The sequence below is a fragment of the uncultured Parasphingopyxis sp. genome (assembly GCF_937129435.1).
GTDB lineage: Bacteria > Pseudomonadota > Alphaproteobacteria > Sphingomonadales > Sphingomonadaceae > Parasphingopyxis.
This window is the reverse complement of record NZ_CAKZNF010000080.1, coordinates 1-18926: the sequence shown is the minus strand read 5'-3', so window position 1 is coordinate 18926 and position 18926 is coordinate 1. Positions and strand designations below refer to the sequence as shown.

The following is an 18926-nucleotide window of genomic DNA, read 5'->3' as shown; positions in this document are numbered from 1 at the left end:
CCGCGAAGAGCTTTTTGCCGGAGACGCCGAATTGCCAGCCGGTTTCGAGGCGGAGCTACCGGCTGGGTTCATCATGGAATGATCTGGCAGCTATGGCCTTCGGCGTATCGGCATTGGGTCCGCTACGATTGAACCAAACCCGCGATTGAAGGTCCGCAAATGGGTGGAAAGCAGACTTTGCAGAAGCCGCTGCTGGTAGTCCGATGCAGGGCCGAAAGACGACGGTTAATGGCGAATTTCGGACTGACCGCTAACGACGAATTTCTAGACATAATCCCTTTTTCCGCAAGCCAGAGCACCGCGTCTGATCTGATCAGGGCTCATAACGAACGTTCTCTTCACCATGCGACACCTTCCCGAAGCCTTTGCCTGCAAAGGAGTTTTATGCGATGCTATTAGTCGAAACGGGGGATTTTCCATTCGATACGAAATTCTAAGGTCTACCGGTCTCGCGATCTCGACCGCGCTTGCACCTATCTTTCTTATTGTCTTCACGGCTTTTCCAACAGCGCTCCACGCGCAGAATGCGAACTCGGTGCAAGCGTTCGCCGGAAGAGCCTTGGAACTGCGGAATGCCGGTATGTTCGATGAAGCAGTTCCGCTCCTTCAAGAGGCTATCTCCATAAGCGAACAACAGCATGGCGCCGAGCACTCCACCACACTGTCGCTCCTATATGGGTTGGGCAGCCTATACTATCAGAGCGGCAATTTTAGTGAAGCGGAGCTCCTTTGGACACGGGTGCTCGATGCCCGTAGGCGCACCCTCGGTCCCGAGCATCCACATACATTAATCACACTTGATGGCCTCGGACTCGTATACCGCGCCCAAGGGCGGTATGCAGAAGCAGAGCGGCTATTGCGTCAGGGATTTGACCTCTCGGAACGTGTCCTAGGAGTGGATCATCCCTCCACTTTGACCTCCCTTAATAATTTGGCGACGTTGCTTGTCGATGCCGGACACTATGTCGAAGCAGAACCCTTGCACAGGCGCGCGCTGGCAGGACGCCGAAGTGCGCTAAATGACAATGATCCGGATATATACAATTCAGTCAACAACCTTGCTGTGGCCGTATTGTCGCAAGGCCGCTTCGAAGAGGCCGAGACGCTCTTTGATGAAGCTATCGAGGGATACCAACGTGCCGCAGGACTAAGGCATCGAGACACGCTATTCGCTGCTGCCAACCAGGCTACTAATTATCAACTTCAAGGACGATATGCAGAGGCCGAAGAAATATATCGCAGGACGCTTAGTTTGCAGGAGCAAACGCTTGGCCAAGAGCACCCGGATACGTTATTAACGCTGGACAATTTGGGTGTCGTACTTCGGCGGCAAGGGCAACTTGATTTGGCGGAGAGTCTACACCAACAGGCACGTGAAATTGCGACACGCACACTGGGCGCGGAACATCCCGCGGCACTCACATCATCCAAAAACTTCGCTGGTGTCCTTCGAGACCAAGGTCAATTTGAGCAGGCCGAAAGGATGTATCTTACGACAATCGAGATTGCGGATAGGACCCTAGGGTCCGACCATCCGCTGACACTAAGAACACTGAATGATTTGGGCATTCTCTATCAGCGTCAGGGCCGAGGAGAGGACGCCGAGCAAATCTACCGGCGCGCGTTAGATTCAGGCGAAAACGTGTTCGGTGCTGACCATCCTGTTACAATCGCCGTGAGGAACAATCTTGCAACTGTCTTCATATCCCAAGGTCGAAATACGGATGCCGAGCCTCTCATCCGCCGATCTTGGCACACGCTAGAAAGCTCAGGTGGACCAACATCGCCCGACGTCCTTGCGGCAATGAACAATCTCGCTGTCGCACTTCAGGAGCAAGGTCGATTTGACGAGGCGGCAGGCCTGTACCGCGCGGTGGTTTCAGCTTCCGAGAACAATGTCGGAGGGCAACAGCCCACAAATCTTGCTGCTCGATCAAATCTTGCCACGATTGAAATAGCAGCCGACGGCGCTAGTGCCGCAGGTGCAAATGGCGGCACATGTCTCGTCGTAATGGATATTGTCATTCGAGGTGGTGTTGAAGTCAGAATGGCGAGCAGGATGTGCAGAGTCCCGCCGTCAGCCCGGTTCGAACCAATATAGAACTGATGCTTGAGGCTGCCAGCCGCCTCACCATTTCCAACGAGCTAACGGCCGGTACGAAATGTCGGCATTCCAATAAAGCAAGAGGCGCCGGGCCCAAAAAAGTGTGGTGTCTGCTAGTGGGTCGATGGCGGACAGGCCGCTTTTGGCATGCGATACACCATAGCAGCCGGGAGACATCGGAACGTCCCGTCCTTGATATGACTTGTTTTGTCGTTCCATCTTTGTTCTCATTCGAGGATGGCGCGATTCACCACCCGGCAATTGGAAGCGAAGGCGCTCGACATTCTTGAGGCCGCGCTGCGCGAGGGCGTCGAACATTGCATCCGGCCGGTGGGAACTGCATTTGCGTTGGCCTATCTCGCCAATGAGAAAGAGGATCGACGGCTGTTCGATCAGTTCTGGCGGGCGCTCACGCTCGATAGTCGGCAGGAACGGGTGAAGAGGGCCAACTATGCCCTAGAAGCGATCTACATTCTGAAAGGCCATCAGCGGCCGGATTGGCGGCGAAATGCCTTCTACCAAGGCCTGAACTGGTATGAACGGAAGTTGGTCGATCGATGATCTGCGATGACACTCGCGATGTTTCGTGTCAGACGGCTGTAATAACAGCCTGAGGCGATACGGGAGAGGGAGACCGAAGATGGCATTTTGGAATCGCAAGACACCGGCGGAGCCGTCCGAGCTTGCGCAGGTGCCACTTCCCGACGAACTGCGTGAAAGACATCCCAATATCGCAGCTTGGCAGGAAGGTCTCCGAGCTTGGCAGGAGAACCTTGAGAAACGCCGAGACGAGTTGGACGCGCGAAAGGAGCGTCAAGATGCCCGCGTCGCCGAAATTGCAGAAATGTCTGAAGCGTTAGAGCGGCAAAAGACCGAAGCGAAAAGCACGATAAAGGCGCTTGAAGCCGAAATTGACATGCTTTCGGAGCGCAAGCGCATACTGGCGAAAGGCGTGCCGGACGAGGCAATGCCGGGACAATCTAATGTCATTCCGTTACGCCGAGCTGGCCCGAAGTCCTACGAGTTTGAACTGCTGCGCTTTCAACGAGGAGCCTGGGACGACAGCTTTCGATACATCGTCGACGTTGACGAGGAGGGACAGGTTTCCAGTCGCTATGAAAAAATCGCGCCGGACGATTCAGCCGCGCTCAATTAGCGCCCATCCGAGTAGTTCGCTATGACGCCGTGGCCCGATCCCGGCGAACCGCGCGAGAGCGAGGCTTGGCTCACATTCGAGTTTGTCGGCATTGCGCTGGCCATCACGTTCGTCAGCGGCTGGCTGATGTGGAGCTGGCTTGCTAATTGAGCTTGCGGCCAGCGAACCATTCGCGCGTCATCCGCATTTCAGCGACAGCATCGCGCAGCTCCTCGGCCACGTCCTCGCCCGCGATGTGCTTGGCAAGAATTTCAAGCGTCTGCTCGGTGATGACGCGGCAACGCTCCAGCCCGTCTTTGACGGCCTCCAATTCCAACTGCTCAATGCTCAATTCAGCCTCCGCTGCTTCGACCCTATCGGATCAACCGCAGAGACTTTCGCATGGTACGCCATCGCGGTCTCCATCTAACCGCCTTACGCCGCACTGACGGTAATAAAATTGTGCTTCCCGACAACTGCGCATCTGGCCGCAATATCTTCGGTTGCCGCAGCGCGTATCGCTCACCCCCCGCGATGACCTGCGGCCCCCTCCATATGATGGTGAGTATGAAGGTGCGACGTAGCGAGGCGCTGGCATCGTCTCCGAGAGGTAGCGATCGGATACCCAGCATCCCCTGCCACCCTGCGTCACAAAGGCCCATCCGGTCTCCCGGCGCTCTACGACCACGCGCGTTCGATGCGGCAGGCTGCGCACTCTCGCCTCGCTGATGGAAGGTCCAGCACGACAGTTGAGGCTTGTGGCATCAACATAGCGTGGCTCCGACAGCAAAGCCGGTTCTTCCGGTTCTGGCTGCGGAATAGGTGCGGAAGGCACTGCGCGAGGCGATTGATAGACTGGCCGCGACGTGGGTTCGTAATCAGGTGATCCCGCACACTGCGAAAGACAAACGAACAAGATCATGCCGAAAATAATTCGCCGTATCATCGAACCTCCCCCTTATTCCGATGATTCGTTTCGGCTAGACTTAGAACACAATGTTGATCGCGGCGCTACTCCTACAGGCAATCGTTCCCAGCGGACAGGCTTTCACTTGCACGCCTACAGCCGTTTGGGATGGCGACGGTCCCATTTGGTGCGAGGAAGGTCCGCGTATCCGCCTCCATGCTATCGCAGCGCGCGAGCTCGATGGAACATGCAGGCCCGGCCATCCATGCCCCAGGGCGACGGGAGAGGCGGCACGCGATCATCTCGTTTCTCTGCTCGGCGGCGCGACCGGCCGATTGCAGCATGGTCACATCACCGTGGAGGCTCAGGCACTGGGGTGTCGGTCGTTTGGTTCAGGGGGCGGCGACAGGACCGCTGCGCGCTGCGTGACGGCCTCTGGGATCGATCTCGGCTGTCAGATGGTGCGGGATGGCTATGCGCTGGAATGGCGGCGATATGGGAGGGCGTGTTGAAGCAGCCTTTTTCAATATTCCAGATCGACAACGTTGACCGGGATGACCCCCTGCACGGCTCAAAAATTCTTCTCGCGAGAGCGAATGAGGGGCTGCTTGAGTTGGAGCGAATCTGTGATTCACACTTCACGGAAAACCCGCCTCAGATACGCGAACATGTTGATCGTACTTCGGGGGAGCGCGTGTTCACTTTGGCGGTGGAAAAGACCTTGCCTCCGCTCGTGGAAGTTCTCGTGGGTGAGATAATTCATCGTCTACGCACTGCGCTCGATCACCTCGTTGCCGCATTTGTCCGCCTCAATGGAAAAGAGCCGGACCAGCTTGACGCGTTTCCTATTGCCAGGACGAAACGGCAACACCGGCAGGCGTGCGTCGCGAAGCTCGCAAAAATCGACATCAAGGGCCAAAGCTTTTTGTCTGGGGTAAATGCATTCAAATCTGGGAATGAGCCGATTTGGCTTCTGGCGAAAATCGACAATGCGGACAAACACGACCGCCTGCTGCGTGTCGACGCCATTGTTCCCAAGGTTAACCCTCAACTCGGTTTGCCTGCCCTATTTATCGGTGACGAACCAGCGGGCTTTCATTTGGGACCGCTCGACATTCAGGATGACCGCCCCTCGCACGTTCATGTGCAGAATGGCGCTGAGCTGCTTCGCATCAAGTGGGGCGGGCCAATAAGGCTGAGCGACACTAAATTCATTATTGTTTTTGACCGGCCACAGGAGGCCAACGGACTAAACATGTGCACGCTAGTCTTATCCCAAATGGACGCCGTCGAACGCATCGTTCGCGATGCTGAAGCGGAGTTTTTCGCGGGTCCTGGATAAGCGCAATTTTCCTGCCGTATCGCGATGGTATTACCGGGAGCCTATTGGCGCTATCGCCACTATTGTCACGGGTGTCGGAAACAGCGAATTGATGCTCTAGCACGACCTTGTGAGGGACGGCGTGTGGGACGCGCTAAGACGTTTAAATCATAAATGGTGTTTGTTCAGCGGGTTAAGGGCAAATATACGAAGGCACGCGGGGCATCCAGATTTCCCTGATATCGTTGAAGTTACACAAAAAACTGCCGCACCGATGTGACAGCGCGACGGCTTGCTCGTGAGTGTGCGGGGTCTATTCCGTCTCGATGACTTCGATCGTAGCCGCGTCGTTGGCTGTTTCGTTATCGCCGCTGCAGGCGGCGAGGCCGAGCGCGGCGGTGGCGTAAAGGGCGAAAAAGGGCTTGCTAATCGATACTCTCCTTCTGCGGCCCCAGCGGTTTGGTGCTGGCGCGGCTCTCATTTCCTTCTTTCCGGAGGGGGCTTTGCGCGTGTAACCTCCCTTTCGGTCCTCACGAACAATGGGATGGCCGGAGGAGGGGGCGCCCATGACCGAATCTACCGACGCGGAGCCGCGACCTGGCGATCTGGTAAAGCGCCACAAGCTGCCGACGCGAATCTGGCACTGGATCAATGCGATCGCGATTGTGATCCTGCTGATGAGCGGGCTGACCATTTTCAACGCCCATCCCCGCCTCTATTGGGGCAGTTACGGCGCCAATTACGACCCGGCATGGCTGCAGATCGGCGGGGAAGGGGAGCGCGGCTATCTGCAGGTCGGCGACTGGCAGGTGACGACGACGGGTGTGCTTGGCCGTTGGCGCGACAGCGAGGGCAATATTTCGACCCGCGCCTTTCCGAGCTGGTCGACCATTCCCGGCTTCTACAGCCTTGCGACCGGGCGGCTTTGGCACTTCTTTTTCGCCTGGATCTTCGCGCTTGGCTGGATCGCGTTCCTGATCACGAGCCTGTGGAACCGCCACGTCCAGCGCGACCTCGCTCCAAGGAAATCGGAGCTTTCGCCGCGCCATATCTGGCACGACATCAAGCAGCATGCGCGGCTGCGCTTCCCGACCGGGGCGGCGGCGCTCAAATACAACATCCTGCAAAAGGCGAGCTATATCGGCGTGATCTTCGTGCTGATCCCGCTGATGATTCTGACGGGGCTGACGATGTCGCCGACGATGGACGCGGCTTGGCCGTGGCTGCTCGATATCTTTGGAGGGCGGCAATCGGCGCGGTCGATCCACTTCATCTGCGCGATGCTGCTCGTGCTGTTCATTCTCGTGCATCTCGTGATGGTCGTTCTTGCCGGGCCGCTAAACGAAGTGCGCTCCATGATCACGGGCCGGTTCCGGCTTCCCGGAAAGCGCGATGCCGAACCGCCCGCCCAGCCCGCGACGGAGGCCGCCGAATGACGATCATCACCAATCGCCGCAAGCTCCTAGCCGGGATGGCGGGTGGACTGCTCTTGCCCGGCTGCGACAGCTGGAGCCGCAGCGAGAGCTTCAAGAATGTCCTGTCGAGCGCAGAGGATCTCTCGCGGGTTTCGCAGCGGCTCGTCGGCGGACGAAACGGGCTGGCACGCGAATATACGCTGGCGGACCTGTCGCCGCGGCACCGGATGAACGGCAACAGGACGGCGGACACCAGCGCCTATCGCACAATGCTGGCGAACAACTTCGCCACCTATAGGCTGCGCATCGACGGGCTGGTCGAACGGCCGCTCGCCATTCCGCTCGATCGGTTGCGGGCGATGCCGCAACGCACGCAGATCACCCGGCACGACTGTGTCGAAGGATGGAGCGCCATCGGGCAATGGACAGGCGTGCAGCTCTCCCATCTGCTCGATCTGGCCGGGCTGAGCGAACAGGCGAATTACATCGTCTTTCACTGTGCCGACAGCTTCGGTGACACGCCCTATTATGAGAGCATCGATATGGTCGACGCCCTCCACCCGCAGACCATCATGTCGCACGCGATGAACGGCGAGCCGCTACCCGAAGGCCATGGCGCTCCGATCCGCGCGCGGATCGAGCGGCAGCTCGGATACAAGCATGCGAAGTTCGTGATGCGGATCGAAGCCGTCGAGAGCCTCGACGACATCTACGGCGGCAAGGGCGGTTATTGGGAGGACGTCGGCGATTACGCCTGGTATGCGGGGATTTAAGTTCCGAGGGTCATAAGTTCGGCTAGGCCGCTTCGTCCTCGACAACCTTCTCTGCCAGGATCGTCAGGCCCTTTTCATTGACCTCGGCAAAGCCGCCCTCGACGCGGATCGCCTCGGGCGACGCATTGGCGCTGGCATAAACCTGAATGTCGCCCTCGCGCAGCGTCGACATCACCGGCATATGGTTTTCCAGCACGCCGAAATCGCCCTCGATACCGGGGACGACGACCATATGGACTTCCTCGGAACGGAGCAGTTTTTCGGGCGTGACGATTTCGAAATGCAGGGCCATCTTATTCTCTTTCGCTGGCGGTCATCGTGAGCAGCATCTGAAGGCCTGAGCCCTCATTGGCGACCGATGACGACCCGGTGACGTACAAGTTGATATCGACCGGCGACGTTTCTTCCACATAGTCGAAGGCACGGATGAAGGTGCCGGGCTGCGCCGTGGGCATGTCATCGTCCGCAGCCCATAGATCGCTTTCGAGCAGGCGTTGCTGGATGCCAGCCATGGCTGGATGCGCGAGCTGCGTCTCCCCGACCATGATACGGCACGCCGGGGTTTCGGTATAGGCGGCGATCCATATGACGCCGTTTTCGATCGCCCAGGGAGCGTATCGGGCCGTGCCCAGATCGTCGGTGTCGGCAAGACTGACGACGGCCGGCGGGGCATTGAGACCGAAGCGCAGTCCCTGCTGAGTCAAAAATTCCTGACTGGCGCGCGATTCCGCCGATCCTTCGGTGACCTGATAGAAACAGGCAACGATCGCCTGGTTCAGCCGCTCGGCAAAGGCATCGGCTTCCTCCGTCTGGGCGGAAGCCGGTGCCGATAACGCGGCGAGCGCGCCGAACAACGCAACAGAGGCGAGCGCCGAACGCATGCGCTACGCGGCTTCCGCCGCCATCTTCTGCGCCTTTTCCTTCACCTCGTCGATGCCGCCGACCATGTAGAAGGCCGCTTCGGGCAGGTCGTCATGCTTGCCTTCGACGACTTCCTTGAAGCTGCGGATCGTGTCTTCCAGCTCGACGAACTTGCCGGGCAGGTTGGTGAACACCTCGGCGACGTGGAAGGGCTGCGACAGGAAGCGCTGGATCTTGCGCGCGCGCGCCACGATCAGCTTATCCTCTTCGGACAGCTCATCCATGCCGAGAATGGCGATGATGTCCTGCAGCGATTTGTAACGCTGCAGCGTTTCCTGAACCGCGCGGGCCGTCTCGTAATGCTCCTGGCCGACGACGCGCGGCTCGAGAACGCGCGAGGTCGAATCGAGCGGGTCAACCGCCGGATAGATGCCGAGTTCGGAGATCGCGCGGTTGAGCACCGTCGTTGCGTCCAAGTGAGCGAAGGACGTGGCAGGCGCCGGGTCGGTAAGGTCATCGGCAGGCACGTAAATCGCCTGAACCGAGGTGATCGAACCCTTGTTGGTCGAGGTGATGCGTTCCTGCAGGTTGCCCATGTCGGTCGACAGCGTCGGCTGATAGCCCACGGCCGAAGGAATACGGCCGAGCAGCGCCGACACTTCCGAACCCGCCTGGGTGAAGCGGAAGATGTTGTCGACGAAGAAGAGCACGTCCTGGCCTTCCTGGTCGCGGAAATATTCGGCGATCGTCAGGCCCGACAGCGCGACGCGGGCACGGGCGCCGGGAGGCTCGTTCATCTGGCCGTAAACGAGCGCCACCTTGGAACCTTCCGAGGTCGCGTTGCCGTCGGCATCCTTGGCGATAACGCCGGCGTCGAGGAATTCGTGATACAGATCGTTACCCTCGCGCGTGCGCTCTCCGACGCCCGCGAAGACCGAGGTGCCGCCATGGCCCTTGGCGATGTTGTTGATCAGTTCCTGAATGAGCACGGTCTTGCCGACGCCCGCACCGCCGAACAGGCCGATCTTGCCGCCCTTGGCATAGGGCGCGAGCAGGTCGACGACCTTGATGCCCGTGACGAGGATTTCCGCGTCGGTCGACTGGTCGACGAACGGAGGGGCTTCGGCATGGATAGGGGCCGTCGTTTCGGCGCCGATCGGGCCGAGCTCGTCGATCGGCTCGCCGATGACGTTCATGATCCGGCCGAGCGTCTTGGGGCCGACCGGCATCGAAATCTGGTTCCCCGTGTCGGTCACTTCCTGGCCGCGGACGAGGCCGTCCGTGCCGTCCATGGCGATCGTGCGGACCATGTTTTCGCCGAGATGCTGGGCGACCTCGAGCACGAGGCGGTTGCCGTTATTGTCCGTTTCCAGCGCCGAGAGAATCTCCGGCAGCTCGTTCGGGAAGTTCACGTCGACGACGGCGCCGATAACCTGCGCGATCGTGCCGACATTGTTGGTGGTGGTGGCCATGGTGCTTTCCTTGCCTTCTATATTCTAGAGCGCTTCGGCGCCGGAAATGATTTCGACGAGTTCGGTGGTGATCGCGGCCTGGCGGCTGCGGTTATATTCGATGGTCAGATCTTCGATCAGCTCGCCGGCGTTGCGCGTGGCATTGTCCATCGCGGTCATCGACGCGCCCTGTTCGGATGCGGTGTTTTCGAGCATCGCGCGAAAGACCTGCACCGCAAGGTTGCGCGGCAGCAGCTCTTCGAGAATTTCGGTCTCGTCGGGTTCATATTCGACCGCGACCGTGCTCTTGGCGTTTTCCTCGTCTCCGGCGGGGACAGGGATGAGCTGCTGCGCCTGGGGTTCCTGCACCAGCGCAGACTTGAACTTCGAATAGAACAGCCAGGCGACGTCGAAATCGCCCGCTTCCAGCCGCGCGTTCAGGTCTTCGGCGACCTCCTTCGCATCGTCATAATGCGGGTTCTTGATCTCGCTGGTGTCGTAATGATGTTCGATCGAATTCGGATAGACGCGGTTGATGACGGGGCGGCCCTTCTTGCCGATCAGGTAAAAGATCACCTTCTTGCCCGCCGCCTTGAGATCTTCCGCCTTGATGCGCGCTTCCTTGACAATGTTCGCGTTGAACGCGCCGCAAAGCCCGCGATCCGAAGTCGCCACAACGAGCAGATGCGTGTCCGACTTGCCGGTTCCGGCGAGCAGCTTGGGCGTCTGGTCGCTGATCGAGACCTTCGAGGCGAGGCTCGACATCACCTGCTCCATGCGCTCGGCATAGGGGCGCGCGGCCTCGGCTGCCGCCTGCGCCTTTTTGAGCTTGGCGGCGGCGACCATCTGCTTCGCCTTTGTGATCTTCTGGGTCGATTTGACCGAGGAGATCCTGTCCTTGAGTTCTTTCAGACTGGCCATCTGGTCCCTTGCTTCACTTCTCGTTCGTCATGCTGAACTTGTTTCAGCATCCATAGGCTCGAACGTCTCACATCACCGCGCAAGCCTAGGCATATGGACCCTGAAACATGTTCAGGGTGACGGCTGACTCCTATGCAAACGTCTTCACGAAATCGTCGAGGATCGACTTCAGCTTGTCGGCCGTGTCGTCTTCGAGCTTCTCGGTGTCGCGGATCGTCGCCAGCACATCGGCGTGATCATGGCGCATGTGCGAGAGGAAGCTCTCTTCGAACTTCGTCACCTGGTCGGTGGGAATGCCGTCGAGATAGCCCTGGGTGCCGGCGAAAATCGAGGCAACCTGCTCTTCCATCGGCATCGGGCTGAACTGCGGCTGCTTCAGCAGCTCGGTCAGCCGCTGGCCGCGGTTGAGCAGGCGCTGGGTTGAGGCGTCGAGGTCCGAACCGAACTGGGCGAACGCCGCCATCTCGCGATACTGGGCGAGTTCGAGCTTGATCGAGCCCGACACCTTCTTCATCGCCTTTGTCTGCGCGGCCGAGCCGACGCGCGACACCGACAGGCCGACGTTAATGGCGGGGCGGATGCCCTGGTAGAACAGCTCGGTCTCGAGGAAGATCTGGCCGTCGGTGATCGAGATGACGTTGGTCGGGATATAGGCCGACACGTCGCCCGCCTGCGTCTCGATGATGGGCAGCGCGGTCATCGAACCCGAGCCGTTGTCCTCGTTCATCTTCGCGGCACGCTCGAGCAGGCGAGAGTGGAGGTAGAACACGTCGCCCGGATAGGCTTCGCGGCCCGGCGGGCGGCGCAGCAGCAGCGACATCTGGCGATAGGCGACGGCCTGCTTGGAAAGATCGTCATAGACGATGCAGGCGTGCATGCCGTTGTCGCGGAAATATTCCGCCATCGTGCAGCCGGTATAGGGCGCCAGATACTGCAGCGGTGCGGGCTCCGACGCGGTCGCGGCGACCACGATGGAATATTCCATCGCGCCGTTTTCTTCGAGTTGGCGAACGATCTGCGCAACGGTCGAACGCTTCTGGCCGATCGCGACATAGACGCAGTAAAGCTTCTTCGATTCGTCATCGCCTTCGTTGATGCTCTTCTGATTGATGAATGCGTCGATGGCGACGGCGGTCTTGCCGGTCTGGCGGTCGCCGATGATCAGCTCGCGTTGGCCGCGACCGATCGGGACGAGCGCGTCGATGGCCTTGAGGCCGGTCTGCACCGGCTCGTGAACCGATTTGCGCGGGATGATGCCCGGCGCCTTGACCTCGACGCGGCTGCGCTCGGCGCCTTCGATCGGGCCCTTGCCGTCGATCGGATTGCCGAGGCCGTCGACGACGCGGCCGAGAAGGCCCTTGCCGACGGGAACGTCGACGATCGTCTCGGTGCGCTTGACGGTGTCGCCTTCCTTGATCTCGGCATCCGAGCCGAAGATCACGATACCGACATTGTCGGCTTCGAGGTTCAGCGCCATGCCCTGAACGCCATTGTCGAAGGCGACCATTTCACCGGCCTGGACGTTGTCGAGGCCGTGGACGCGGGCGATGCCGTCACCGACCGAAAGCACGGTGCCGATTTCCGAGACCTGCGCCTCGGTGCCGAAACCGGCGATCTGGTCCTTGATGACCTTCGAAATTTCTGCGGCGTTGATGTCCATTGTCAGTCTTTCCTTAGCCCTTCATGGCGCTTGCGAGCGAGTTCAATTTGGTGCGGAGCGAGCCGTCGATCATCCGGCTGCCCATGCGGACGACGAGGCCGCCCAGCAGCGAGGGATCGACCGTCATGTCGACATTGACGTCGCGCCCGGCGAGCTGCTTGAGCTTGGCCTTGAGCGCGGCGACCTGGTCGTCGGTTAGCGGATGCGTGGTCGCGACTTCGGCATTCGCCTCGCCGCGATACTGGGCGATGATCGTCGAAAAGGCGCGGATGGCGCCGTCGAGCTGCGCCAACCGGCGATTCTCAGCCAGCGTGCCGAGGAAATTCGCGGTCAGCGGATCGATGCCGAGCGATGATGACACGGCCTTCACCGCGCTCACCGCTTCGCCGCGATCGACGACCGGGCTGGTCGTCAGCGACCGGAACTCGTCCGATTCGGCCAGCGCCGCCTTGACCTTGGCCAGGCTCGCCTCGACCGTGTCGAGCTGTTTTCTCTCTTCCGCCAGTTCGAACAGTGCCGCCGCATAGCGGCCCGCGAGACTGGCCTTGATTCCGCCGGAAATATCCACGCGCAAATTCGCCCCTGAATAGGAATGTCATGGCCATAGAAAAGGGAGCGGCGACGCGCTCCCGCTACGGCTGCGCGGCCCTTAACAAGGCCCGTGGTGCGATGCAAGACGGCGCGGCGCTACTATGGGCGAAAAGGCGACGAAAATGGCGCGGCCGCGTTGTCACGCGCTGCCGGTCAGGTCTCGCTTTCCTCCGCGTCCGCCACATCTTCGAGGCTCGGCGTCTGCATGAAGACGACCACCGATCCGATCATCAGCAGCAGGCCGAGGCCCATGCACACGAAGCCGGGGATCGACTTTGTCTTCAGCCGCGCGCGGTAGATAAACGCGACGATGCCGATGCCGATCAGCAGCGCACCTATCACGAGCATCGCGACCGAGGCGACAAGATACATCTGCCGCGATTCGGCGAGCCGGCGATTGGCGAGGCTCTGTTCCTCCGCTTCGGCTTCCTGCGCCTGCCGTTCGCGTTCGGCGAGCGGGACGCAGCTGTCGGTCGTCGTTGCCGGCGTGATCGATTCGTTGCGGAGGAAGGGAATGATTTCGCGCGCCGACACGGCAAAACCGAATTCCGCATCGACGCCTTCGGTGATCGCGCCGAAGCTGTTGATCCCGATGACGCGGCCGCATTCGTCGACCAGCGGCCCACCCGAATTGCCGCGTGCGATGGCGGCAGTGTGGAGCAGCGTATCGACGTCGCGGCGGCTGCGCCCGCCCGAAAGCTGTCCGAAGGTTCGCACGGCGGCGAGCGGGGTGACGCGATCATCGACCGACAGGTTTTCGGCCAGATCGACATTGCCCGGATAGCCCAGCGCGGCGACGCGTGCCGTCGGCTCGGGCGTGCCGGTAAAGATCGGAAGTGGGCGCACGACGCCGCGGCGCGTCGTGATCAGTGCAAGGTCGGCACGCGGGTCGCTGTCGACGACCTGTCCCTGAAAGCCCTCGTCGCCTTCGGACGGAACGATCATGATCATCGTGCCACCCATATTCTGCAATGGCTCGATGACATGGTGATTGGTCAGGACATAGCCGTCGGCGATGACGACGCCGCTGCCATGGCCAAGAAAGAAGGCATTGCCGTTGCTGTCCGTCCCGATCAGCGCGACGCGCACGACGCTTCGCGAAGCGCGCACGACGTCATTCTGCTGCGCCTGTTCCTGGGCGCCCTTGCCGTCGTCCGACTGGGCAATGGCCGTGCCCCCCGCCAGCACCATCAACGCCATCAATATCGAAGCAATCAGCCTGCGCACGTCACATCCCCCCAAATCGTTGCGACGCGGCGATACTAGACCCTCCCGCGGCCCGAGGAAAAGGCCAATCTGCTTTGACCGCAATTTCCGGGACGCGGCCGCAATCCAAACCGCCTATTCCATCGCCAGATGACCCAGGGAGGAACCATGACCTATCGTATTACGGGCCTGGCGCCAGAAGCCTTTACCCGATTCTTCGCGGCTTCGGCCGAAGAGCTAGAGGCGAACGGCGCACGCCGTGTCATCGCCGATGCCAAGCCGGGCTTTCCGTGCCGCGTGACATTGCAGGACGCCGAGCCGGGCGAGGAGTTAATCCTGTTGCACCATGTGTCGCACGACGTGGAAACGCCGTATCGATCCGCTTATGCGATATACGTTCGCCGGGACGCCGCCGAAGCTGCGGACTATGTCGATGCGGTGCCGCCGGTTTTCGAAGGCCGTCCGCTGGCGCTGCGGGGATTCGGCAAAGACGGGATGCTGAAGGCGGCCATGCTTGCCTTGCCGGGCGAGGCCGATGCCCGAATTCGGGACATGATGGGGCTCGAAGCGATTTCCTATATTGATGTACACAATGCCGCGCATGGCTGTTTCGCCGCGCGTGTGCGAAGGCACGGAGTATGAGGATGCCGGACTCCGATACCGCTTGGCGCGCCGTCAAGGCGCGGGACCGCAGTTTCGACGGCCGTTTTGTGACCGGCGTGATGACGACCGGTATCTATTGCCGGCCCTCCTGCGCCGCGCGCCACCCGAAACGGGAGAATGTGCGCTTTTTCGCCGATGGCGCGCAGGCGCGCGAAGCGGGTTTGCGGCCATGCAAGCGATGCCGGCCCGACGATCGCCTGCGCGACGAGGAGGCGGTGGCGCAAGCGATCGCCCTTATCGAATCGGCCGAAGAAGCGCCCAGACTCGATATGGTGGCGCAGTCCGTCGGCTATTCGCCGAGCCATTTCTTGCGCGTCTTCCGAATAGCGACCGGCGTGACTCCGGCCGCCTATGCACGGCGGTTGCGGGCGGAGCGGGCCGAAGACGCCCTGTCGCGCGAGGAGCGTGTCACCGATGCAATCTACGAGGCCGGATATTCGGGGCCGGGGCGTTTCTATTCGGACAGCAACAGGCGGCTGGGCATGACCCCGTCGGCCTGGCGCCGGGGCGGGGAAGGCGTGACGATCCAATGGGCGCTGGCCGAAACCTCGCTCGGCACGATGCTGGTCGCGGCGACGGGGAAGGGGATTTGCCGCCTCTCCTTCGATGAAGACAAGGCAGCGCTGGAGGAGCGCTTTCCCCATGCAGAGCTTGTCCCTTTCAGCGACGAGATGGCCGACCTGGTTGGGCGTACGGTCGCGGCCGTCGACGATCCGGGACGCCCGCATGGCCTGCCGCTGGATGTCCGCGGCACCGCCTTTCAGGAAGCCGTCTGGCAGGAATTGATGCGGATCCCGCCCGGCGAAACGCGCAGCTATGCCGAAATCGCTTCGGCGGTCGGCAAGCCGAAAGCGGTCCGTGCCGCCGGTTCGGCCAATGGCGCTAACAATGTCGCCGTGCTGATCCCGTGCCACCGCGTGATCCGCAGCGACGGCTCGCTCGGCGGCTATGCCTATGGGCTTGAACGCAAGCGCGACCTGCTCCGCAAGGAGGCTAACCCGGCACAATAGCGGCGGGTCGCGGGCGATTCTCGTTCGATGGGCGATGCGGGGACTTGCACCGGCGCGCTTCGATACGATATTCTGCCCACATGCTGGACATTGCGACCATTTATGCAGCCGATGAGCGGGGCGGCGACGACGAGAGCGGCGATACCGGAACCGGTGTCGCGACCAAGACGCGCACGCGCACCAAAAAGCCGTCGCCCTACAAGGTGCTGATGCTGAACGACGATTACACGCCGATGGAGTTCGTGGTGATCGTCCTCAAGCGCTTCTTCCGCATGGACATGGAAGAGGCGACCCGCGTGATGCTGCATGTTCACCAGAAGGGCGTCGGCATATGCGGAATATTCCCCTATGAAGTGGCCGAAACCAAGGTCAACCAGGTGATGGAATTCGCCCGGCAGAACCAGCACCCGCTGCAATGCACGCTCGAAAAGGCCTGACCGCCGCACGCTCCGGACAAGGGGCATGACCTGCGCGCAAAACCGCGCTAGGGGCAGCGGCGGAGACAATTGACCGGCGGCCCCTTGCTCAAATTCCTGCCCAGCATCGATCGCTATATCTTCCGGCTCGTGACGGTGCCGATGGCCGCGGTGTTCGCCATTGCTGCCTCGCTGCTGGTGCTCGACAAGATGCTGCGCCTGTTCGATTTCGTCGCGGTCGAAGGCGGCCCGGTGGGTGTCGTGTTCAAGATGCTGGTCGCACTGGTGCCCGAATATGCCAGCCTGGCGATCCCCCTCGGCCTGCTGCTCGGCATCCTGCTCGCTTTCCGAAAGCTCGCCACCACCAGTGAACTCGACGTGTTCCGCGCGGTCGGGCTTGGCTATGGCCGGCTGCTGCGCGTGCCCTTCGCGATCACCGCAGTGCTGATGGCGGTCAATGTCGCGCTGGTATTCTTCATCCAGCCGATCAGCCGGTATTATTACGAGCAGATGGAATACGAGCTGCGCTCGGGCGCGTTGGGCGCATCGATCAAGGTCGGCGAATTCACCACGCTGGCCGATCGCATGGCGCTGCGGATCGAGGAAAGCGAAGATGACGGGCGACGGCTCAAGGGTATCTTTGCGCGCGTCGCCAACGATCAGGACCAGGTCCTTTCGATCTCGGCCAAGGAAGGCGCCTTCCTCGCCACCACCGACAATCCCGACACGATCATCCTGCGGCTGACCAACGGCACCATCGTGCAGGATACGGGCAGCCAGACCCCGCGCGTCTTGACTTTCACGCGGCACGATCTGCCGATCGACCTGCCCGCGGTGGAGGAATTCCGTGCGCGTGGCGATGCCGAACGCGAATACATCCTGCCCGAACTCCTGCGCATCGGCTGGAGCGATGAATTGCCCGAAGAGGCACGCGACGCCAGCCAGGCCAGCTTCAATTTCCGGCTGGTCGAAGTGGTGATGATGGCACTGCTGCCGCTGCTGGCGGTGGCGCTGGGGGTCCCACCCAAGCGATCCAGCAGCGCGCTGGGCGTGTTCATCTCGATCGTAATGGTGGTCGCCTATCACAAGGTGAACCAATATGGCGAAGATATCGCCGCGCTTGGCCGCGTCGATCCGATCCTCGCCCTGTGGGGGCCGTTCGCGATCTTTGCTGCGCTGATCATATGGATGTACTGGCGCGTCGCGCATGTTCCCGGCGGACAGGCTATCGGCGCGCTCGAGATCTGGTTCGACAAGCTGGCCAAGCGCGTGGGCGGGCTGTTCCGTCGCCGGCGCCGGCTCAAGATCGACCTCGCGGCAGCCGAATAGCGGGACCCCATGCAGCTTGATTTCTTCCCCTCGCGCACGCTGACGCTCTATCTTGCGAAGCTGTTCGTCGCGCGGATCGCCGCGATGCTGTTCGTGCTGGTGCTCGTGCTGATGATGCTCGTCCTGCTGTCGAGCAGCGGCGGCATCCTCGCCGTGGCCGGTTACGTACAGGGCGGATTGCTGGCCTATGCGGGATTGCGGATACCGCAGTTGATATCGCGTTTCCTGCCCTACTCGGTGCTGCTCGCCACGCTCATCACGCTGGTGACGCTCAACCAGAACAGCGAGGTAATCGCGATGAAGGCGGCCGGGCTGTCCGCGCATCAGGTGCTCGCCCCGCTGCTGCTGACTGCCGGGCTTGTCTCGCTGGCCACTTTCGCTTTCAACGAACGGGTGGTGACCCGCGCGACGGAGACGCTCAAGGCGTGGGAAGCGGTGGATTATGGCGCGATTCCCGACGAAGAGCGCGTGCGCACCAACATTTATCTCAACGATGACGGCAATATCCTCACCGCCGCCTATCTCGCTGGACGCGGCGAGGCGATCGCCATGCGCAATGTCAGCTGGTATCGCCGCAATGCCGAAGGCATGATCATCGAGCAGGTCGATGCCGAACGCGCGCGTTATGCCGGCCCCGGCTGGCGACTCGAGGGGATCACCCGGTTCAGCGTGCAGAACGCGGTAACCGACAGGCCCGCCACGCTTGTGGTCGGCGAAGGCCTCACCCCGGACCAGATCGACCTCGCCAAGATCGATCCCGATGCCGAACCCTTCTGGACACTGACGACCTCGATCGCCGAATTCGAGCGCGCGGGGCGCCAGACCGACGAATTGCGCGCCAAGTGGTGGCACAAGATATCGGGCCCGCTGTCGGCCTTCCTGATGCCGTTGCTAGGTGCAGTGGCGGCCTTCGGGCTGGCGCGATCGGGCCAGCTGTTCGTGCGTGCAGTGATCGGCATGGCGCTGGGCTTTGCCTATTTCGTGGTCGACAACGCCGCGCTCGCGATGGGCAGCTTCGGCGGGTATCCGCCGTTCCTCGCCGCGTGGGCGCCTTTCTTCCTGTTCCTGCTGATCGGTGAAACGGTGCTGATCCGCACCGAGGAATGAGCGAATATTCGATCCGCCTCGCGCGGGCCGGGGATGCCGCCTACCTGCCTGCGATC

The 18926-nt window shown here is 61.1% G+C and carries 21 protein-coding genes; 12 read left to right on the top strand and 9 right to left on the bottom strand.

Annotated elements, in window-relative coordinates:
- Positions 1 to 343 precede the first annotated feature (343 nt).
- From Q0139_RS12660 to Q0139_RS12645, 4 genes are all read left to right on the top strand, one after another.
- On the top strand, positions 344 to 2101 hold the full coding sequence (locus Q0139_RS12660; RefSeq protein ID WP_298022540.1) for a tetratricopeptide repeat protein: 1758 nt from the start codon (positions 344 to 346) through the stop codon (positions 2099 to 2101).
- A 264-nt stretch (positions 2102 to 2365) separates the two neighbouring features.
- Positions 2366 to 2665: a hypothetical protein gene (locus Q0139_RS12655; protein ID WP_298022537.1), complete on the top strand. Its 300-nt coding sequence runs from the start codon at positions 2366 to 2368 to the stop codon at positions 2663 to 2665.
- Positions 2666 to 2744: 79 nt separating this feature from the next.
- Entirely contained in the window at positions 2745 to 3260 is a 516-nt protein-coding gene (locus Q0139_RS12650) for a hypothetical protein (protein ID WP_298022533.1), read from the top strand.
- Positions 3261 to 3281: 21 nt separating this feature from the next.
- On the top strand, positions 3282 to 3410 hold the full coding sequence (locus tag Q0139_RS12645; protein WP_298022530.1) for a hypothetical protein: 129 nt from the start codon (positions 3282 to 3284) through the stop codon (positions 3408 to 3410).
- Here Q0139_RS12645 and Q0139_RS12640 read toward each other — a convergent pair.
- Together Q0139_RS12640 and Q0139_RS15560 are read right to left on the bottom strand one after the other, a co-directional pair.
- The gene (locus Q0139_RS12640; protein WP_298022527.1) at positions 3403 to 3570 is read right to left on the bottom strand and encodes a hypothetical protein; all 168 of its coding nucleotides are present in this window, start codon (positions 3568 to 3570) and stop codon (positions 3403 to 3405) included. The two genes, Q0139_RS12645 and Q0139_RS12640, sit on opposite strands and share 8 nt — an antisense overlap.
- A gap of 51 nt (positions 3571 to 3621) precedes the next feature.
- Positions 3622 to 3837 (bottom strand): excalibur calcium-binding domain-containing protein, encoded by a 216-nt coding sequence (locus tag Q0139_RS15560; protein WP_367180753.1) that lies wholly within the window; start codon positions 3835 to 3837, stop codon positions 3622 to 3624.
- 793 nt (positions 3838 to 4630) lie between these two features.
- Between Q0139_RS15560 and Q0139_RS12635 the strand changes: the two genes are divergently transcribed.
- The 3 genes from Q0139_RS12635 to Q0139_RS12625 all read left to right on the top strand — a co-directional run bounded on the left by Q0139_RS12635 (position 4631) and on the right by Q0139_RS12625 (position 7655).
- Positions 4631 to 5488: a hypothetical protein gene (locus Q0139_RS12635; protein WP_298022524.1), complete on the top strand. Its 858-nt coding sequence runs from the start codon at positions 4631 to 4633 to the stop codon at positions 5486 to 5488.
- 545 nt (positions 5489 to 6033) lie between these two features.
- Positions 6034 to 6903, top strand: coding sequence for a cytochrome b/b6 domain-containing protein (locus Q0139_RS12630; protein ID WP_298022522.1), 870 nt, complete (start codon positions 6034 to 6036; stop codon positions 6901 to 6903).
- A complete protein-coding gene (locus tag Q0139_RS12625; protein ID WP_298022519.1) occupies positions 6900 to 7655 on the top strand; it encodes a molybdopterin-binding protein in 756 nt (251 codons plus the stop codon). The genes Q0139_RS12630 and Q0139_RS12625 overlap by 4 nt, the downstream gene beginning before the upstream one ends.
- A 22-nt stretch (positions 7656 to 7677) precedes the next feature.
- On the opposite strand, the gene Q0139_RS12620 is transcribed toward Q0139_RS12625, so the two are convergent.
- From Q0139_RS12620 to Q0139_RS12590, 7 genes are all read right to left on the bottom strand, one after another.
- Positions 7678 to 7947 (bottom strand): ATP synthase F1 subunit epsilon, encoded by a 270-nt coding sequence (locus Q0139_RS12620; protein WP_298022517.1) that lies wholly within the window; start codon positions 7945 to 7947, stop codon positions 7678 to 7680.
- A 1-nt stretch (position 7948) separates the two neighbouring features.
- The gene (locus Q0139_RS12615; RefSeq protein WP_298022514.1) at positions 7949 to 8536 is read right to left on the bottom strand and encodes a hypothetical protein; all 588 of its coding nucleotides are present in this window, start codon (positions 8534 to 8536) and stop codon (positions 7949 to 7951) included.
- 3 nt (positions 8537 to 8539) lie between these two features.
- Positions 8540 to 9988 carry a F0F1 ATP synthase subunit beta gene (gene atpD, locus Q0139_RS12610; RefSeq protein ID WP_298022511.1) on the bottom strand — a complete coding sequence of 483 codons (1449 nt, stop codon included), beginning with the start codon at positions 9986 to 9988 and terminating at the stop codon, positions 8540 to 8542.
- Between the two features lie 24 nt (positions 9989 to 10012).
- Complete coding sequence (locus tag Q0139_RS12605; protein WP_298022508.1) at positions 10013 to 10888, bottom strand: F0F1 ATP synthase subunit gamma; 876 nt, start codon at positions 10886 to 10888, stop codon at positions 10013 to 10015.
- A 130-nt stretch (positions 10889 to 11018) separates the two neighbouring features.
- Complete coding sequence (gene atpA / locus Q0139_RS12600; RefSeq protein WP_298022505.1) at positions 11019 to 12548, bottom strand: F0F1 ATP synthase subunit alpha; 1530 nt, start codon at positions 12546 to 12548, stop codon at positions 11019 to 11021.
- Positions 12549 to 12561: 13 nt separating this feature from the next.
- Entirely contained in the window at positions 12562 to 13116 is a 555-nt protein-coding gene (locus tag Q0139_RS12595; RefSeq protein ID WP_298022502.1) for a F0F1 ATP synthase subunit delta, read from the bottom strand.
- A gap of 176 nt (positions 13117 to 13292) precedes the next feature.
- Positions 13293 to 14366, bottom strand: coding sequence for a trypsin-like peptidase domain-containing protein (locus Q0139_RS12590; protein WP_298022499.1), 1074 nt, complete (start codon positions 14364 to 14366; stop codon positions 13293 to 13295).
- 147 nt (positions 14367 to 14513) lie between these two features.
- On the opposite strand from Q0139_RS12590, the gene Q0139_RS12585 reads away from it, so the two are divergent.
- The 5 genes from Q0139_RS12585 to lptG all read left to right on the top strand — a co-directional run bounded on the left by Q0139_RS12585 (position 14514) and on the right by lptG (position 18870).
- Positions 14514 to 14987, top strand: coding sequence for a DUF1203 domain-containing protein (locus tag Q0139_RS12585; RefSeq protein ID WP_298022497.1), 474 nt, complete (start codon positions 14514 to 14516; stop codon positions 14985 to 14987).
- Complete coding sequence (ada, locus tag Q0139_RS12580) at positions 14984 to 16018, top strand: bifunctional DNA-binding transcriptional regulator/O6-methylguanine-DNA methyltransferase Ada (protein ID WP_298022494.1); 1035 nt, start codon at positions 14984 to 14986, stop codon at positions 16016 to 16018. The genes Q0139_RS12585 and ada overlap by 4 nt, the downstream gene beginning before the upstream one ends.
- A gap of 80 nt (positions 16019 to 16098) precedes the next feature.
- On the top strand, positions 16099 to 16455 hold the full coding sequence (gene clpS, locus Q0139_RS12575) for an ATP-dependent Clp protease adapter ClpS (protein ID WP_298022491.1): 357 nt from the start codon (positions 16099 to 16101) through the stop codon (positions 16453 to 16455).
- Between the two features lie 84 nt (positions 16456 to 16539).
- A complete protein-coding gene (locus tag Q0139_RS12570; RefSeq protein WP_082834520.1) occupies positions 16540 to 17763 on the top strand; it encodes an LptF/LptG family permease in 1224 nt (407 codons plus the stop codon).
- 9 nt (positions 17764 to 17772) lie between these two features.
- Entirely contained in the window at positions 17773 to 18870 is a 1098-nt protein-coding gene (lptG, locus tag Q0139_RS12565) for an LPS export ABC transporter permease LptG (RefSeq protein ID WP_298022488.1), read from the top strand.
- Positions 18871 to 18926: the final 56 nt, after the last annotated feature.

What these genes read in the sequence shown, in the direction of transcription:
- Q0139_RS12660 (WP_298022540.1), top strand. Translation starts at nt 344, where the DNA reads ATGCGACACCTTCCCGAAGCCTTTGCCTGCAAAGGAGTTTTATGCGAT.
- Q0139_RS12650 (WP_298022533.1), top strand. Translation starts at nt 2,745, where the DNA reads ATGGCATTTTGGAATCGCAAGACACCGGCGGAGCCGTCCGAGCTTGCG.
- Q0139_RS12645 (WP_298022530.1), top strand. Translation starts at nt 3,282, where the DNA reads ATGACGCCGTGGCCCGATCCCGGCGAACCGCGCGAGAGCGAGGCTTGG.
- Q0139_RS15560 (WP_367180753.1), bottom strand. Translation starts at nt 3,837, where the DNA reads ATGCCAGCGCCTCGCTACGTCGCACCTTCATACTCACCATCATATGGA.
- Q0139_RS12635 (WP_298022524.1), top strand. Translation starts at nt 4,631, where the DNA reads ATGGCGGCGATATGGGAGGGCGTGTTGAAGCAGCCTTTTTCAATATTC.
- Q0139_RS12630 (WP_298022522.1), top strand. Translation starts at nt 6,034, where the DNA reads ATGACCGAATCTACCGACGCGGAGCCGCGACCTGGCGATCTGGTAAAG.
- Q0139_RS12625 (WP_298022519.1), top strand. Translation starts at nt 6,900, where the DNA reads ATGACGATCATCACCAATCGCCGCAAGCTCCTAGCCGGGATGGCGGGT.
- Q0139_RS12620 (WP_298022517.1), bottom strand. Translation starts at nt 7,947, where the DNA reads ATGGCCCTGCATTTCGAAATCGTCACGCCCGAAAAACTGCTCCGTTCC.
- Q0139_RS12615 (WP_298022514.1), bottom strand. Translation starts at nt 8,536, where the DNA reads ATGCGTTCGGCGCTCGCCTCTGTTGCGTTGTTCGGCGCGCTCGCCGCG.
- atpD (WP_298022511.1), bottom strand. Translation starts at nt 9,988, where the DNA reads ATGGCCACCACCACCAACAATGTCGGCACGATCGCGCAGGTTATCGGC.
- Q0139_RS12605 (WP_298022508.1), bottom strand. Translation starts at nt 10,888, where the DNA reads ATGGCCAGTCTGAAAGAACTCAAGGACAGGATCTCCTCGGTCAAATCG.
- atpA (WP_298022505.1), bottom strand. Translation starts at nt 12,548, where the DNA reads ATGGACATCAACGCCGCAGAAATTTCGAAGGTCATCAAGGACCAGATC.
- Q0139_RS12585 (WP_298022497.1), top strand. Translation starts at nt 14,514, where the DNA reads ATGACCTATCGTATTACGGGCCTGGCGCCAGAAGCCTTTACCCGATTC.
- ada (WP_298022494.1), top strand. Translation starts at nt 14,984, where the DNA reads ATGAGGATGCCGGACTCCGATACCGCTTGGCGCGCCGTCAAGGCGCGG.
- clpS (WP_298022491.1), top strand. Translation starts at nt 16,099, where the DNA reads ATGCTGGACATTGCGACCATTTATGCAGCCGATGAGCGGGGCGGCGAC.
- lptG (WP_298022488.1), top strand. Translation starts at nt 17,773, where the DNA reads ATGCAGCTTGATTTCTTCCCCTCGCGCACGCTGACGCTCTATCTTGCG.